The 13,843-nt window shown below is 55.1% G+C and carries 16 protein-coding genes and 1 pseudogene; 5 read left to right on the forward strand and 12 right to left on the reverse strand.

The genetic code is table 11. The features are described from left to right. Positions 1-229 precede the first annotated feature (229 nt). Positions 230-1,888, reverse strand: coding sequence for a winged helix-turn-helix domain-containing protein (locus tag Q0802_RS24240; RefSeq protein ID WP_298922565.1), 1,659 nt, complete (start codon positions 1,886-1,888; stop codon positions 230-232). Positions 1,889-1,988: 100 nt separating this feature from the next. On the opposite strand from Q0802_RS24240, the gene Q0802_RS24245 reads away from it, so the two are divergent. The 3 genes from Q0802_RS24245 to Q0802_RS24255 all read left to right on the forward strand — a co-directional run bounded on the left by Q0802_RS24245 (position 1,989) and on the right by Q0802_RS24255 (position 5,063). After that, the gene (locus tag Q0802_RS24245; protein WP_298922566.1) at positions 1,989-2,573 is read left to right on the forward strand and encodes a nickel-binding protein; all 585 of its coding nucleotides are present in this window, start codon (positions 1,989-1,991) and stop codon (positions 2,571-2,573) included. A 794-nt stretch (positions 2,574-3,367) separates the two neighbouring features. Then, positions 3,368-4,006 carry a TetR family transcriptional regulator gene (locus Q0802_RS24250; RefSeq protein WP_298922567.1) on the forward strand — a complete coding sequence of 213 codons (639 nt, stop codon included), beginning with the start codon at positions 3,368-3,370 and terminating at the stop codon, positions 4,004-4,006. 451 nt (positions 4,007-4,457) lie between these two features. Further along, entirely contained in the window at positions 4,458-5,063 is a 606-nt protein-coding gene (locus Q0802_RS24255; RefSeq protein WP_298922569.1) for a VPLPA-CTERM sorting domain-containing protein, read from the forward strand. A 599-nt stretch (positions 5,064-5,662) separates the two neighbouring features. Here Q0802_RS24255 and Q0802_RS24260 read toward each other — a convergent pair. The 7 genes and pseudogenes from Q0802_RS24260 to Q0802_RS24285 all read right to left on the reverse strand — a co-directional run bounded on the left by Q0802_RS24260 (position 5,663) and on the right by Q0802_RS24285 (position 9,214). Further along, positions 5,663-6,127: pseudogene (locus Q0802_RS24260) on the reverse strand (nuclear transport factor 2 family protein). Between the two features lie 61 nt (positions 6,128-6,188). Continuing rightward, positions 6,189-6,500, reverse strand: coding sequence for an NIPSNAP family protein (locus Q0802_RS24265; protein ID WP_298922571.1), 312 nt, complete (start codon positions 6,498-6,500; stop codon positions 6,189-6,191). A gap of 109 nt (positions 6,501-6,609) precedes the next feature. After that, positions 6,610-6,945: a GFA family protein gene (locus Q0802_RS24795; protein ID WP_366523356.1), complete on the reverse strand. Its 336-nt coding sequence runs from the start codon at positions 6,943-6,945 to the stop codon at positions 6,610-6,612. Positions 6,946-7,000: 55 nt separating this feature from the next. Then, the gene (locus tag Q0802_RS24270) at positions 7,001-7,996 is read right to left on the reverse strand and encodes a nitronate monooxygenase (protein WP_298922573.1); all 996 of its coding nucleotides are present in this window, start codon (positions 7,994-7,996) and stop codon (positions 7,001-7,003) included. 5 nt (positions 7,997-8,001) lie between these two features. Further along, a complete protein-coding gene (locus Q0802_RS24275; RefSeq protein ID WP_298922574.1) occupies positions 8,002-8,208 on the reverse strand; it encodes a 4-oxalocrotonate tautomerase family protein in 207 nt (68 codons plus the stop codon). Positions 8,209-8,219: 11 nt separating this feature from the next. Then, the gene (locus Q0802_RS24280; RefSeq protein WP_298922576.1) at positions 8,220-8,594 is read right to left on the reverse strand and encodes a nuclear transport factor 2 family protein; all 375 of its coding nucleotides are present in this window, start codon (positions 8,592-8,594) and stop codon (positions 8,220-8,222) included. After that, entirely contained in the window at positions 8,591-9,214 is a 624-nt protein-coding gene (locus Q0802_RS24285) for a glutathione S-transferase C-terminal domain-containing protein (RefSeq protein WP_298922578.1), read from the reverse strand. Before Q0802_RS24285 ends, Q0802_RS24280 begins: the two co-directional genes overlap by 4 nt. A 190-nt stretch (positions 9,215-9,404) precedes the next feature. Here Q0802_RS24285 and Q0802_RS24290 point away from each other — a divergent pair, with 190 nt between their 5' ends. Continuing rightward, positions 9,405-9,689 (forward strand): helix-turn-helix domain-containing protein, encoded by a 285-nt coding sequence (locus Q0802_RS24290; RefSeq protein WP_298922579.1) that lies wholly within the window; start codon positions 9,405-9,407, stop codon positions 9,687-9,689. A 126-nt stretch (positions 9,690-9,815) separates the two neighbouring features. On the opposite strand, the gene Q0802_RS24295 is transcribed toward Q0802_RS24290, so the two are convergent. The 4 genes from Q0802_RS24295 to Q0802_RS24310 form a co-directional block, all read right to left on the reverse strand. Further along, entirely contained in the window at positions 9,816-10,742 is a 927-nt protein-coding gene (locus Q0802_RS24295) for an MBL fold metallo-hydrolase (protein ID WP_298922581.1), read from the reverse strand. Positions 10,743-10,822: 80 nt separating this feature from the next. After that, on the reverse strand, positions 10,823-11,251 hold the full coding sequence (gloA, locus tag Q0802_RS24300; protein WP_298922582.1) for a lactoylglutathione lyase: 429 nt from the start codon (positions 11,249-11,251) through the stop codon (positions 10,823-10,825). Positions 11,252-11,314: 63 nt separating this feature from the next. Beyond that, positions 11,315-11,785: a hypothetical protein gene (locus Q0802_RS24305; RefSeq protein ID WP_298922583.1), complete on the reverse strand. Its 471-nt coding sequence runs from the start codon at positions 11,783-11,785 to the stop codon at positions 11,315-11,317. Between the two features lie 24 nt (positions 11,786-11,809). Further along, on the reverse strand, positions 11,810-12,601 hold the full coding sequence (locus tag Q0802_RS24310) for a YdhR family protein (RefSeq protein WP_298922584.1): 792 nt from the start codon (positions 12,599-12,601) through the stop codon (positions 11,810-11,812). A 159-nt stretch (positions 12,602-12,760) separates the two neighbouring features. Between Q0802_RS24310 and Q0802_RS24315 the strand changes: the two genes are divergently transcribed. Further along, positions 12,761-13,339 (forward strand): TetR/AcrR family transcriptional regulator, encoded by a 579-nt coding sequence (locus Q0802_RS24315; protein ID WP_298922586.1) that lies wholly within the window; start codon positions 12,761-12,763, stop codon positions 13,337-13,339. Positions 13,340-13,843: the final 504 nt, after the last annotated feature.

Below are 13,843 nucleotides of genomic sequence, written 5' to 3' on the forward strand. Positions count from 1 at the left end.
TGCTACTTCTCCATCTTGCAGAAATAGGCAAAGCCTAACCTGCTGGGTGAAGCAGCCGGTACATCCCATTAGCCGACATCCAATCTGTAGTCGGCATGCTGCAGTCGCAGCCCGCATTGCAGACCTTCGCTGCAACTGCACCAATGGTTACTCTAGGACTAACAGGTATTCGATGAAGGCTCGTCCAACGGGTAACCAATGCGTTTCGAAATTCGCTTAGAATGGCGCATCAATGTCTGGTTGCTGTTTGAAGTAAATCATCGAGCCGCTGACGACGATCTTCGAATGCAAAAGGCTCCGAGGCTACAAACTGGTCAACCTGGAAGCCTGGCTGTTGAGCGCGCAACGCGGCCAGCACTGATTTTGCCCGTTCGTGCTCTCCCAGTTCGCCATAGGTGGCCGCGAGCAATACGAAAGCTGCGGCAAAACCAGGTGCTTCCTCAACTGTCACCTCCAGCAACACGCGCGCGTTTTCCACGTTGCCAAGCTGAAGATGGACCTGTGCCTCAATCCAGTTAAATCGCGCCGGATGATGTGGGTGCAATCGTTTGGCGTGCTGAATCGCTTCGCGTGCCTCTTCCAGATCACCGCCGTAAACAGCCGCCTCGGCCAAAATGGCGTAACCCTCCGCGAAATTCCGGTTGAGTTGAATCGAATGTCGCGCAGCCGCAAGTGCCTTGTCGTTTTCTCCGATGGCAAGGTTCAGGATTGCCAGCGCAAAATAGGCATTTGGAATGTCTGGATCGAGCCTTATCGCTGCGATAGCGGCCTGAAGCCCCCGTTGGACAGACTGCCATGGGGACACAGCGGCATAGTCGAACATCATGTCGCGCCCGTATGCGACAGCAATGTAGGCGTGTGCACGTGCATAGTTTGGTTCAAGTTCGAGCGCTTTTTCGAAGTATTCACGTGCCTGGCGATTGCCTTCGACTGTGCCTTCACGCAATGGCTCCAAACCGCGCAGCAGCATGAAATAGGCATCTGTCGCCACGCGCGAAGGCACCACGTTGGCGTTGAGCGAAAGTGACAGTGCGTCAACAATTGCGCGCGTCACATCTTCCTGGACATCGAAGGGGTCCTGCCGGACCCGGTCAAATCGCTCTGCCCAAACGTTCACGCCCTCGAAAGGGTCAATGAGGGAAACATTGATACGCACCCTGTCGTTCGAGTGCCGCACGGTTCCGCGCACAAGATAACGCACACCAAGATTATCAGCGATCTCCCTGAAACCGGCCTCGGCTTGCGGAAAGTCGCCGCTGGAAGCGAAGGCGATCACTGTCAGATCCGGTATCTTGGCGAGGTCTGTGGTCAAGTCCTCGCTGAGGCCGTCTCCGAAAAACTGCAGCTCCTCGCCGCCGCCAAGATTGACGAAGGGCAAAACCGCGAGAGTTTTGTCCGGCACGATGCGCGGCGGCACAATGGCCACGCTGTCAGCGCCGGAACCGTCGGAACCGGAACCGGAACCGGAACCGAACCACAGGCCCAGACCCGACGCAAAAAGCACCAACGCTCCAGCCGCCGCGATCAGGCGAAGGTTGATCCGTGGCCGCCACGTTGGGGGGTCTACTGATGCCACATCAGCGACCAGCCGGTATCCTACCTTTGGATAGGTCTCGATCACGTCTTTTCCGAGCGCGCGACGAATATCCCCGATGCACTGGATCAATGAATCGTCGGTCGTTGCGATGTCCTTCCAGACCGCTTGAACCAGCGCCTCACGATCAACCACTTCCCCTGCCCTAGACGAAAGTGCCGCAAGGACATCGGCAGATTGTTTCCGCAGGTGGATCGGCGTGCCGTCCGCTGCGGTAAGTGCACCAGCTTCAAGGTCGTAACGACCCTGACCAATCAGTAAAACGTTTGATTTCGGAGCGATTTCGGAAGTCATTCAGGACATTTCAGCTCGGATTCCTCCACCATTGTAGTCGTTTTCTGGCGGTATGGCCACGAAAGCCACGAAGCGATAAAATTCAACCATGGAGGACCATATGTTAAGTTTCCCTTCTTTCCGCGCTGTACTGGTTGCGGCTCTCTGCACGCCCGTTGCTGGATTTGCAGGCCAGTTTGTCGTCGAACTTGAGGCCCCTTTCGAAACCCCTTCTGAGGCCCTACTGCAACAGGCAGGTGTGAGTGTTGACGAAACGCTGTCCGCTGGCCCTGACAGCTATGTCGTGCTGACGGCCAACGACGAGAACGCGGTGCGTGTCCTGTTTCAGGCCGCCGCCATCACGCCCGAGAAAATCTCGGAAGTGCTCTTCATCAACTCGCCCACTGTTGGCGGCGGTCAGGCTGCCGGTGCAGAGCCGCGCGACGGACATCAGGTTTTTGTCATCGAACGACCCATTCCCGGTGTCGGCTTCTTCGGGCTGGACAAGAAGCAAAAGATTTCGAAAGGCTCGAATGCGGCGGTTGCCAAGCTTGGCGATGTGATCGAATGGGACCATTCCTATCTGACTGGTGAAGGGACGTATTGCATCTACCGGGCCGACAATACCGATACCCTGCGCGAGCATGGTGCATTGGCCGGAGCGCCGATCGGAAAGATCACGCCCGTGAGCCAAAGGGCCAACTAACTGTCCGATTACAGCACTGAAACTACATTGCTGCTCCGATCTAGTATCGGGGCAGCTTCAATCGCGTCACACCACGAGTTCGAACTTGCGGCACAGGGGAGCCTTGCACCGAAAATCCGTTATTGGTTCGAAGCGCAGCACCGAGCAAAGCGGGCTCTTCGCGGCCTTTAGATCGTTTGCAGCATTGCCCCCTGCCCTACCTAAACGGATCTCGCGGACGGCCCATACCGGCCGTTCGCCTACAGGTAGCCGTTCTGCGGTGCGGCCCGTCAGAGGAGACATTCGCTGCGGCAGCAAGATCCACCAGAATCTAGATGTCGGCGGCGGCGCGGACGAAGACGTAGTTGGCACCAGAGGTCCAGAGGGTCGCTCTGCAGGTCTGAAGCAGGCTATCGAAGCCGCCACGGCATCCTCTGACGCGACAGTTCGGCCAAATTCGAAGGCATCATCGGTGTCGCACCGTGATGTGAGCAGGATCACACTGTCAATGGGCCTGCCCGTGTCCCGATACTTACGGCGTGCCCCGCATGTCTCGGACTGCGCTTTGGTATAAGCTGTCTAGCTACATCACAAGAGAAACTGTCAACTCGCGTCAGGAACCGAGCCACACCGTCCTATTGCTTTGAGCCGTGATTTATGACGTGCTGCACGCAAGTGGCGGACAAGCCTGCATGAAAACGGTCGGCCGACGAGGTCTAACTTGTGCCGCAGGACCGTGGCGATCTCGCGTGCAACTGATTTTGGGGGTTAGTACCTAGTATCCACAATCGGATCGTCTGAAGGAAGGAATTGCAATGGTCAAAGGCAATCAAACTCAGGAAAAGAAGATAGAAATCATGCGTGCCGCCACAAGCCTGATCAAGAAACGGGGCCTGCAGGCGCTGTCGTTTGAAGCGGTTGCCAATGAGTCCGGGCTGTCTCGCCAATTGGTCCGTTATTACTTCACCGACCTGGATGCTTTGATCTTCGAACTCTGTACGTTCCTTGGAAACCGCTATCGTGATATCCTGGTCACCGGGATTGTGGATGTAGGTCAGGTTGAGCGGCTCAAGTTTTTTCTGGACTTCTTTTTTGACTTGGCAGACCAGCATCCGATGCCGGACGACTTAGAAGTCTATGACTCCTTGTTGGCATATGCTGTGGGCTCTGAGGAGTTAAAAGAGCGGCTATGCGATCAGTACAAAACTTTGGGTCAAGTCATTGCTCACGAACTAGCTATTGCACATCCCGAACTTGACGGCCACGGATGTGAAGAATTGTCGTTTCTCTTCGTCTCGATGATGCACGCACATTGGAGTTTTGTAGCGAGCCTTGGCCATTCGCGCGATCACGGTCGTCTGACGCGCCGGGCGATCGACCGACTTATCGAGTCTTACATCAACGATTCGTCCAATGAACGTTCGGTTGACGCACCGTGGTCGCGCGATATGTGATTTTCAAAACGAAAATTTTTAGTTAGGCCGCTTTTTATAGACGAAATAGGGCGCTGAGCTTTTAAGCCCGCCAATTTGAATTCGAGTGGGCATGCAATACCACCATCGCCGGATGAGCAGGGATGATCGCGTCAACTTAGGGGTGTTTTCAAAACGAAAAAACGGAAAGAAAATTCTTGTACACGGCAAACTCAGCCGCTTCCCTGCTGTTGCAAATCAAATATGTGCCAGGTGTTTTATTGCACTTGTAAGGTACAATTAGGGGGAATTAGAAGTGCTAGGTACTCTATCAAATTTGGCCAGGTTTAGGCTCCAACAAACATTTGTTTCGCACCATTGCATGCTTGGGAAATGGCGCACGATGTTCGTCGCGATGTGCTGCGCATTAGGAATCTCCGGGCCAGCGTTTTCCGCAACTGTTTACAGCGGCATCACGTTTCCGGATGGCGATGTGTCTTTTGCGGACAGAGTCGTTGATTTCGCGGTGGGTGATGCCGTTGCGGATGATTATACCGACCCGACGAATGTTTTGGGTGCTCCAGATTTCACTGTTGGAAGCACCGATAAACTCTTTGCGTTGGGCGACCCTGGAGGATCACCGGATAATCTGGATGACTCACTCTTCGGGTTTGTTACGGTACAATTCACCGACAATTCCTTGACAACCTCTGGAGACGATTCCGCAGATCTTTTTGTTTTCGAGGTCGGATCGTCTGGTGGTGGCGTGATCGAGTCGTTTCAGGTCGAGATATCGAAAGATGAGAATATCTGGATTGACCTGGGGATAGTCAGTGGCGACGCAGTCGTCGGTCTGGATATCGATGGCGTCGCTGGCGTGAATGTCGGCGATATGTTCTCATTTGTTCGCGTGACAGATGCGCCCGGTGGCGCTACTTCCGGAAGTCCGTTTGGCGGTCCGGATATCGATGCGATCGGCGCGATTTCTTCGGCACCGCCCATAGTAGACCCGCCGACAAGCGTTGTGCCACTTCCGGCCGCGGGGTGGGCTCTTCTGTCTGCACTTGCAGTACTCACAGGGCTCAGGCGCCGCGCATAAGACGGTTTTCTTGACGGAAAGCAGGGGGTCGGTATGCAGCCGGCCCCTTCAACTTGGAGCTGGTGTCATAAACGCACCAGAACTATGGCTTACGATCCCGCTGCAATGATGCATTAGTGGACATTTATTCCGAGCCCAGCATCAGTCGCTATAGGGCACTCCCGACACCTTCGCCGCGTTGGTCACGAAGGGCCGGGTCAGGAAACATGGCCGTTAGCTGCTGTGCGCACGAACTGGTAAGATGCGGGACGAACGATGAATTCGCTGCGGCTGCGCAAATGGCTGCTTTGCGATGCCTTATAACTGCCGGGAAATCAGAAAACGGTTTGGAAGTTGGAAGTAAAGAGCCGGATTGCGCCGGACCTCCTCAGCCGAAAATGTCACGATCGGGAATTGATCAACTCACACGGAGTGCGGTGTCAACTCTGCTCGAAGAGATTATTGACTTCTGCGGGGATCTCGGGATGTTAACGTCCGATGCGCTTCGCTTGCTCCGTGTTGCGGACGCCGTTGCAGGCACGGCCCGTCAGATTTTCGTTTGCGCAGGTTCAAAATACGAGAGCATGCTTTCATGAACGTCCAGTATCGTGACAGCAAAATCAGAGATTCAACTCGGTCAGCCCTGGATGCTCGTCCGGACGGCGACCCGAGGGCCAGTGAAACAGACGCGACTGTTCCATGATTGGCATATCGTTGACGCTGGCAATACGGCGGCACATCCGCCCGTCTACCCCAAAATCCCAGTTCTCGTTGCCATAGGACCGGAACCACTGCGCGTCGTCATCACACCATTCGTAGGCAAAGCGCACGGCGATCCGGTTTTGTGTCCATGCCTAGAGTTCCTTGATTAGACGATAGTGATGTTCGCGCTGCCATTTGCGCGACAGGAATGCTTCGATTTCGATATGGCCTGTGAGGAGTTCAGACCGGTTCCGCCACTGGCTGTCGTCGGTATAGGCCTGCGTCACGCGCTGGGGGTCTCGGCTGTTCCAACCATCCTCGGCGGCGCGCACTTTTTGCGCGGCAGTTGTTTCGGAAAATGGCGGAAGCGGCGGGCGGCTCATAATGAAGCTCCAGACAGATTTCATGAATTTGCTTGCGCCAAAAATAGCGGATTGCGCCGACCTAGCTGGGCATTTCCAATGGACGCAAAAAGTGACGGTCATAGCGTCTGATACAGTCTGTATCCTCGGCAGATTTATATGCTTTCTGGCATGCGCTGTCTGTCAGGCTCTTGATGCGATAGGCCTCATAATCCGCCAGAGAGGGGAACGAAAACAGGCAGACGGCAAGGTCGTTCGGGCTTTCGTGCGGCAAATAGTACCCGTGATGCGTTCCTCCAAATTTTTCGACCAAGGGAATCCACACACGCGCATATTCTTCGAATTCGGGAATTTTAGTTGGGTTCAGCTCATATTGAACGTAACAGGTAATCAACGGCTTCTCCTTACATGTTATTTTCTGACTAAGGTTTCGCATTTGCGGGTGCCAAGGTGGTGTTGTTACGGCCGCTTCCCGGTCGATCGCAAAGCAAAAGAACACTACGCTATGGGGGAAACCCCTCACATGCCTCAACCTGATCAAGACATGAGGACCAAGACGGTTGTTCAGAAATGAATATCCTGTACTTTTTGACCACTTCCGGCTCCCCGCGCAGAGATCCCGCTGGAACGATCATTTTCATTCCGTCGCCGCTTGCCCAGAGAACGCCTGATCCGCAGACACGGCAGAATGATTTGGAGATGTCTCGCGCCGGCAGTTGGTAGGTGGCAACTTCATCGGCACCGCTCAGCCAGTTGAACCCATCGGAGGCTATGAACAGATTTGATGCAAAGGCCGATCCGGTGATCTGTCTGCACTGATCGCAACTACACAAGAACATTGTGTCGAACGCGTTGACGACCTCGAACGAGACCGCGCCTCACAGGCAGCTTCCGTTAAGTTTTGGCATTCTCTGAATCCTCTTTGAAGGGTTCCACACGTCGGCCAAGGCGCTGCAAGATTTCCCCGGCTTGTGAAGTCATGTCCTGAAGAGTGGCTTGCGCAGGCCCACGGTTTCGAACGAGGTCAGCAGCTTCGCCGACGATCACGGCGGCTACATCCGTGTCACCCGCTGCCGAAGCGGCGTTGAAACGGATTTGCTCTTCTGCAAGGTTTTCGCCCAAGCCGACAATATCCCCGCTCCACCGCCGCGTGAAGGTATTGCGCATCGTGCGCAGGTTCCAATCCGAAGGCCATTTGAGCCCACGTGCCATGTCGAATACGGAACTGCGTTCAGTATCGTCGCCCGAACCGCGCAGAGCAGCTTGTTTGGCATTGTTACTGGCGAGGGATTCATTGCTGGCAAAGAAGGCGGTTCCACATAAGACGCCCGAAGCGTCAAGCGCCAGAGCCGCAGCCAGACCACGTCCATCAGCGATACCGCCTGCCGCGATGACTGGTATTCCTTGCGCGATATCCACAACCGCTGGGATGAGGGGCAACGTCGCTCTGGTGCCGCCGTGCCCGCCTGCCTCTGTGCCCTGCGCCACGATGGCATCAACGCCAGCATCGACAGCTTCACGCGCCTGTTCGAGCGTCTGCACCTGAACGATCAGTTTTGTCTGGGCGTCCCTGATGTGATGGAGAAACGGTTTAAAATCACCGAACGAGAGCATGAGTGCTGCCGGGTTTCGCGCGAGGGCAAGATCGAGCAATTCGGGCTGGCGCGCGAGCGACCACGTGATAAAGCCGACCCCGATCCGCGCATCACCTGCTGCGTCGAATTCGCGTTTGAGCCAATCGGCGTCGCCATAACCGCCGCCGTCCAGGCCCAAACCACCTGCCTTGCTCACGGCCGCAGCAAGTGCGCCGCCGCTAACACCTGCCATAGGTGCCGACAGTACAGGATGTTCGATGTCGAACAGATCACAAAGGGAAGTGCGGATGGCCATTCAGGTCAACCTGCCGCGTCGCGTCTATACTTGTCGACCGGCAGACCTCCGATCCCCCAATTCTCAAGCGCAACTTCGTCAATGACGACAAAAGTTGTCGCCGGAGACTTGTCGAGTACCCGGACCAACAAGTCGGTCACGCCTCTAATTAGTTCAGCCTTCTGGTCCGCAGTGACGCCTTGGCGTGTTACCTTGATGTTAATATATGGCATGTTGGTTCCTTTCAGATCTCACGTTCAGAGATTTGGAAAATTTTGGCCATGATCGACCATGCGCCATCGGTTCGCACGAGCGTCAGGAAATCGATGAAATCCTTTGTACCGATGGAACATCGCACACGGGCAAAGGCGGTGTTTTCCCCCGCAAACTCTATGGAGTCGATCACATCACGTCGGGGTTCACTGCGCGAGGCTGGGGACACACGCTTGGCCACCACCGCGAAATACTCATCCATCGTGCGGTAAAGCAGTGGTGTTTCATCCGCCGTCGCATAGATTGCTTTTGGGTGAAACGTTTTAGCCAGCCTGTCCGGATCGGCGTGATAGAGACCGTCGAAATAGGTCTCTAGCACGTCTGTTACTGCGGCAAATGCAGTCATGCTGCCTGCTCCATCAAGCCCTCGGCAATCATCGCTTTGATCGCGGAAGGACGTGCCGAGATCCGTTCGACGTAAGCTTGGGTTTTCGGATGCGCGTCAAGGCTCACTCCGACAAAGCTGGCCCAGTTGAGCACTACAAATGCATAGGCGTCCGCAACGGTGAACGTGTCACCCATGAGAAAGTCACGCCCGTCTGCGAGGGTTCGCTCGATATGAGTGGCCCGGCGTTGGACACCCGCGTCGGTTTTTTTGCGCCGCGCATCATCCATCTCGACGCCTGAAAAAAACGGGCCAAAGGAGGTGTGCAGTTCAGACGATAGGAAGTTGAGGGTCTCCTGGAGGCGAGTGCGTGCGAACGTTCCGTTCGGGGGTGCAAGGCCAGCATCGGGTGACTGATCAGCCAGAAACTGAAGCACGGCAGGACTTTCAGTGATGATATCGCCGTCATTTGTGACAAGGGCCGGAACATAGCCATTCGGGCTGATCTTGAGGAAATCGCCGCCCGCTTCGGTCGTGTTCGTGTCGGTGTCTGTCTTGTCGAGTTCGAATGAGACACCAAGCTCGTTCAGGACGATGTGAGATGCCATCGAGCATGCACCGGGTTTGTAGTAAAGTTTCATCTGTCATAGCTCCAGTCAGTTGGGTTGTTCAGCCAGAGATGGCGCATTGACTAACCGTTGACAACTAGGTTTCTTTTGGTTACTGAATTATCGAGTTACCTGAAGGAAACCTGGTCACCCAAACATGCCGCTAAAAGTCCGCAAAAACCAAAGCCCCGAACCGCCACAGCCTTGTATGCTGACACATTGTATGGCAGTGATCTCCGGCGCTTGGGCCGCCAATGTGATTTGGTCGCTGCGTGCTGGCCCGCGCCGCTTTAACGAGTTGCGTACCGACATTCCGCCAATTTCGGCCAAGGTGCTCTCGACACGGCTGACGGAGCTTGAGGAGCGCGGAGTGCTGTCGCGAAATGTGCAACCAACCTCGCCCCCGTCCGTCGAATACGCCCTTACCGAGCTGGGCGGTGAACTTGTGCCTGCGCTTGAGGCCATTGTGAAAGTTGGCCATCGGTTGAAGATGCGCGACGAAGGGTAAATGTCAGTCATGCTCTATTCCCGCTGATTGATCATCTCGCGATGAAAATGAAGTATTCAATGTGATGTTCTTCAGTGGGGCAGTTCCTATCCAGAGAGCGTTCAAGGCACCTCACGCAACGCACTGCTAAAGCGCGTCGAACATCAGTCCAGTCCAAATGTCCGTTGAGAAAAATCCCCCAGACCATTTGGCATCAAATTGGTCTAGCGGCCTAAGATCGACTACTTGCTGGCGCGTTTTTCCTTCGCCTTTCAGTTTGCTGAGTTCATCGCGGGCATACTGAAGCATTGCGAGGTAATCCAAGAGGTCATCGCGGGATCCCAACGAGCCGTGGCCCGGGATGACTTTGGTATGTTCATCGGTGTGGTCGCGTAGCATTTCAACGGCACTGATCGTGCCCTGCAAGGTACCGCCATTGTGAGTATCAATCACCGGATAGATGCCGTTGAAGAATACGTCCCCCGCGTGCACGACATTGGCCATCTCAAAAAATACCACCAAGTCTCCGTCCGTGTGTGCCCGGGGCGTATGGACGGCGCGCATTATGTCGCCATTTAAATGGAAGCTCATCGAGTCCTTAAAGGTGACAACGGGCAATCCATCGCTTGCCATCGGCTGAAACGACAAATCAAAAAGAGGAATATCACTTCCATCAGCAAGACGCGTGCGGGCCATCTCGTGACTGAAAATCGTTGTACCTGTCCCGCCAAGAAGTTCATTTCCGCCAGTATGGTCAAAATGGAAATGGGTGTTGATCAGGAACCGGGGAGGCTCGCCCCCCAATTGGTTTATAAGCGCAAGCAATTCCGGCAAAGCAGGTGCCATCTGATCGTCGATAAGAAACGTGCCATCGTCCCCGATCATGACGCCGATGTTCCCACCATCGCCTGTCAGCATGTACAGGTTTTCGGCGACTTTCGTTGACATCAGATGGGGCCCATCCGCCAACGCCGGTATTGGAACGGCGATCAAGGCAGTTAAGAACAAGGTCAGAGACAGAGACCTGCTGAGTCTGTGAACCTGTTGTTTTTCAGAAGTGCGGTTGCTCGTCATGGTGTGTCTCGTTTCATAGATTGCCGTGCCCAAAGCGTTTGTGCTCCACGTCGGCCGTGCCTCATCGCTTGTAGGCACGCCTAGGGGGCTTGGATTAGCTCAATATTGTAACCGTCTGGGTCTTTGATGAAGGCGATGGTTTCGTGTTCGCCGGTTTCATCCGGTGCCGCTTTCATCGGGCCCGGGTTTCGGGTGATTTCAACGCCCAGCCCGGCCAGATGAAGGCAGGTGTGGTGTATGTCGAGAACCTCCAATGCGATGTGTCCATATCCGGTGCCGTGCGAATAGCTATGCTCGCCCCAGTTATAGGTCAGCTCAATCATTGCGCTGCTGTCGGGATAACCGACAAAGACCAGCGTAAATTCAGCAACTGTAAAAGTCTCTCGACGCAATTCCTGCATCCCGAGTGCATCGCAATAAAAGCGCAAGGACCGATCGAGGTCTCGGACACGGACCATCGAATAAAGAATGGCGTGCGGGGTGTTTGGGGACGTTGACTGAGTGTTCATAATGATACGCCTGAAGGATCCAAAGGACCGGGGACAAACAATGCCTGTCCCCGGTAGCTCATTTTAGCGGCAGATTTCACCCTGGTAGCGGACCAGCCCGACAAGGTTGTCATCGTCGCGCAAATCAACGAGGCCATAGCTGTTGAATTGGCCACTGTAGCCTTTCATCGTGCCGCGTGTGACGTCTCGCTGAATGTCGTAGGTGATTTCGATCATAAAGCGGCCCGGCTTGCCCGGCACGGCGGTCAGAATGCCCAGATCCTTGGTTTGGAACGCACCGCCATCTGCGCGGCCAAAGTAGTGTTCCATGTCCATCTCAAGACCCGTTTCAGTCTCACGGGTGGCCGTGATCTTGCCCGCGGCGTTTTGAACAGCACCGGTCAAAACCGCCGAGATGATCATCGGCTGACCTTCGCCTTCGCCAAAGAAGTTAGGGATGGCGACGCCACCCATTTCAAAGCAATCGGCAGCCATTGCAGCAGTTGACGACATCGCAAGCGCCATGATGGCACCAGAAAGAGAGTTCAGTTTCATGTCATTTCCGTTCAGTTGAAGAGGTTAAAGGTAGTAGGGAGAGTTGAGACCGCGGCTTGCGGCCTCGGTCACACGGGCATCGAAGACGCGCGTATAAAAGGCCGCCTTCATCGCGGCTGTCGTTTTCGGGAATTCATTGATGGCAAAGTCCAACGCATTTTCGACAGTGTCGAAGGCGTCCAAGCCACCCAGCGTGTTTGTGTTGTGCCCGCTTAGCCAGATCTTGGACAGCAGTCCCTTTTGCCTGCGCAAGACCGGATTTCGGTCCTGCCACGGTGCGTTTTCAAATGGAACAGCGACCTGCACCTCGGTGTAAACAAATGCGCCCGGCTCGGCTGTGACCTGTCCGCCAAAGTGGGGCGCGTCCATCGCCGCGCTGGCCTCTGCGGTTGCCTGATTATCAAAGACCCGCGTTGTTTGCGCCACGCCTAAGTCACGGGCCAGAGCAGGGAAAAAATCCGTGCAGTAAAGCAGCGCATCTTCGACGCTTGCAAACCCGTAAAGCCCGCCGACAGAATGGTTGCCGAGCCCGGACAACCAAGTTTTATCAACAAACCCGGGTTGGGCCGCGATGGCAGCATTCAGCTTTTCCCATCGGACATCCGTGAAGGGCACGGACGCTTGCAATTCTGTGTAAACGAAGGCGTTGGCAGGCATAGTTTGGTGTTCCTTTTGATTGAATTGCGCAGTTGCAGCTGACCTGCGAGCAGTCAGCCCTATTGCCGCGAGGGGAATGGCGGCCAGCCCTGCGGTAACTTTGCGCCGTGACATTGGCGCAGTTCCACCGGGCGCGTGCCGGGGCACACGTGAAGCCATGTCGTCTTCTCCTTAAGATTGAGGCTACCTACCTTGGTGGTTGTCTTGGGGTGGGTATCGAAATATAACGATCCCTATATATCGCTATTCCGATTGGCGCTCGCCGTCAATCAAAAAATATAGTGATCGTTATTTTTTAAGCTAAAGGATTGGCTTGGCGTGAAAAAATCAGAATCCACCAAGATGAAACTGCTAGAGGCGTCTGGCCGGGCATTTCGAAAAGAGGGCTATTCAGGGATCGGGGTCGACTCAATCGCGAAAGACGCTGGTGTCACGTCTGGCGCATTCTATGCCCATCTGAAATCCAAGAACGATGCGTTCCGGGCGGCACTTGTCGCCGGTCTGGAAGATGTCCTTGCCGCTTTGCCCGAGTATCGTAAGAAGCATGGCGCCCAGTGGCCAGAAGCCTTCGCAGACTATTATCTTGGAAAAGGTCACCGGATGGACCTAGAGGGCGGTTGCGCAATGACCAGTCTGACGCCGGACGTGATCAGGACAGATCCAGCTGTGCGAACCGAATACGCGGAACTGATGAGCCGCATCATCAAAGAGATTGCAGACCACCTGCCGAAGGCGGGGTCTGCGACCGAACGCGAAGCAATTGCATGGGCGTTCCTGTCGACACTGATTGGCGGGCTTACCCTCTCGCGGGCTGTGGGATCAGGTCCCGCCGCTGACCAGATCGCGCGCTCCAGCAAGGCGGCGGCACTCGACGCAATCGGCTATGCGGCAGGCTAGGAGAGTCAGGCGACAAGGCTGTCGCGGCGCGACCTGCAATACGGGGTCAGAATGTCCCGAAAAGCACTCAATTTTCGCGATGGCCAGATATCAGGGTGCCCCACCACCCAGATATCTGCATATGTTTGTGGAAGCAGTAGCGGCTCTGTGCACCAGATCAGCCGCTGCGCGTCCAGAAAAATGGGCATCCGAACGACACCCAACCCAGCCTGAGCCGCGCCAACCATGGCCGAAATATCATCAGCCGCAGATGGACCCGATAGCGGGGAAAGTCAGTTGCAATCCTCTTCGAAACGTCGGGATATAAGGAAGATATACCCCATCATGCCTTCCATTCGTACTCCCTGCATCATCCGTCACAAAGGGCTCTTTTACGACGCTGGAGCGCGCAGCATTTGAGCTCCTGTGCAATCTGGCCTCGTTGAGGACGGCCCAAATGTATGTACCGGCTGCTGTTCGCAATTGATTTCTTCGCACGTTCTCGGAAGTCGCTCATATGTATCC

This window comes from uncultured Roseobacter sp. (assembly GCF_947495275.1).
Lineage (GTDB): Bacteria > Pseudomonadota > Alphaproteobacteria > Rhodobacterales > Rhodobacteraceae > Roseobacter.

Excerpts from the sequence above, each read along its gene's own strand:
- Q0802_RS24270 (WP_298922573.1), bottom strand. The coding sequence starts at position 7,996 with ATGGCCATCCGCACTTCCCTTTGTGATCTGTTCGACATCGAACATCCT.
- Q0802_RS24240 (WP_298922565.1), bottom strand. The coding sequence starts at position 1,888 with ATGACTTCCGAAATCGCTCCGAAATCAAACGTTTTACTGATTGGTCAG.
- Q0802_RS24275 (WP_298922574.1), bottom strand. The coding sequence starts at position 8,208 with ATGCCATATATTAACATCAAGGTAACACGCCAAGGCGTCACTGCGGAC.
- Q0802_RS24310 (WP_298922584.1), bottom strand. The coding sequence starts at position 12,601 with ATGGCTTCACGTGTGCCCCGGCACGCGCCCGGTGGAACTGCGCCAATG.
- Q0802_RS24290 (WP_298922579.1), top strand. The coding sequence starts at position 9,405 with ATGGCAGTGATCTCCGGCGCTTGGGCCGCCAATGTGATTTGGTCGCTG.
- Q0802_RS24795 (WP_366523356.1), bottom strand. The coding sequence starts at position 6,945 with ATGTTCTTGTGTAGTTGCGATCAGTGCAGACAGATCACCGGATCGGCC.
- gloA (WP_298922582.1), bottom strand. The coding sequence starts at position 11,251 with ATGAACACTCAGTCAACGTCCCCAAACACCCCGCACGCCATTCTTTAT.
- Q0802_RS24285 (WP_298922578.1), bottom strand. The coding sequence starts at position 9,214 with ATGAAACTTTACTACAAACCCGGTGCATGCTCGATGGCATCTCACATC.
- Q0802_RS24250 (WP_298922567.1), top strand. The coding sequence starts at position 3,368 with ATGGTCAAAGGCAATCAAACTCAGGAAAAGAAGATAGAAATCATGCGT.
- Q0802_RS24295 (WP_298922581.1), bottom strand. The coding sequence starts at position 10,742 with ATGACGAGCAACCGCACTTCTGAAAAACAACAGGTTCACAGACTCAGC.
- Q0802_RS24245 (WP_298922566.1), top strand. The coding sequence starts at position 1,989 with ATGTTAAGTTTCCCTTCTTTCCGCGCTGTACTGGTTGCGGCTCTCTGC.
- Q0802_RS24305 (WP_298922583.1), bottom strand. The coding sequence starts at position 11,785 with ATGAAACTGAACTCTCTTTCTGGTGCCATCATGGCGCTTGCGATGTCG.
- Q0802_RS24280 (WP_298922576.1), bottom strand. The coding sequence starts at position 8,594 with ATGACTGCATTTGCCGCAGTAACAGACGTGCTAGAGACCTATTTCGAC.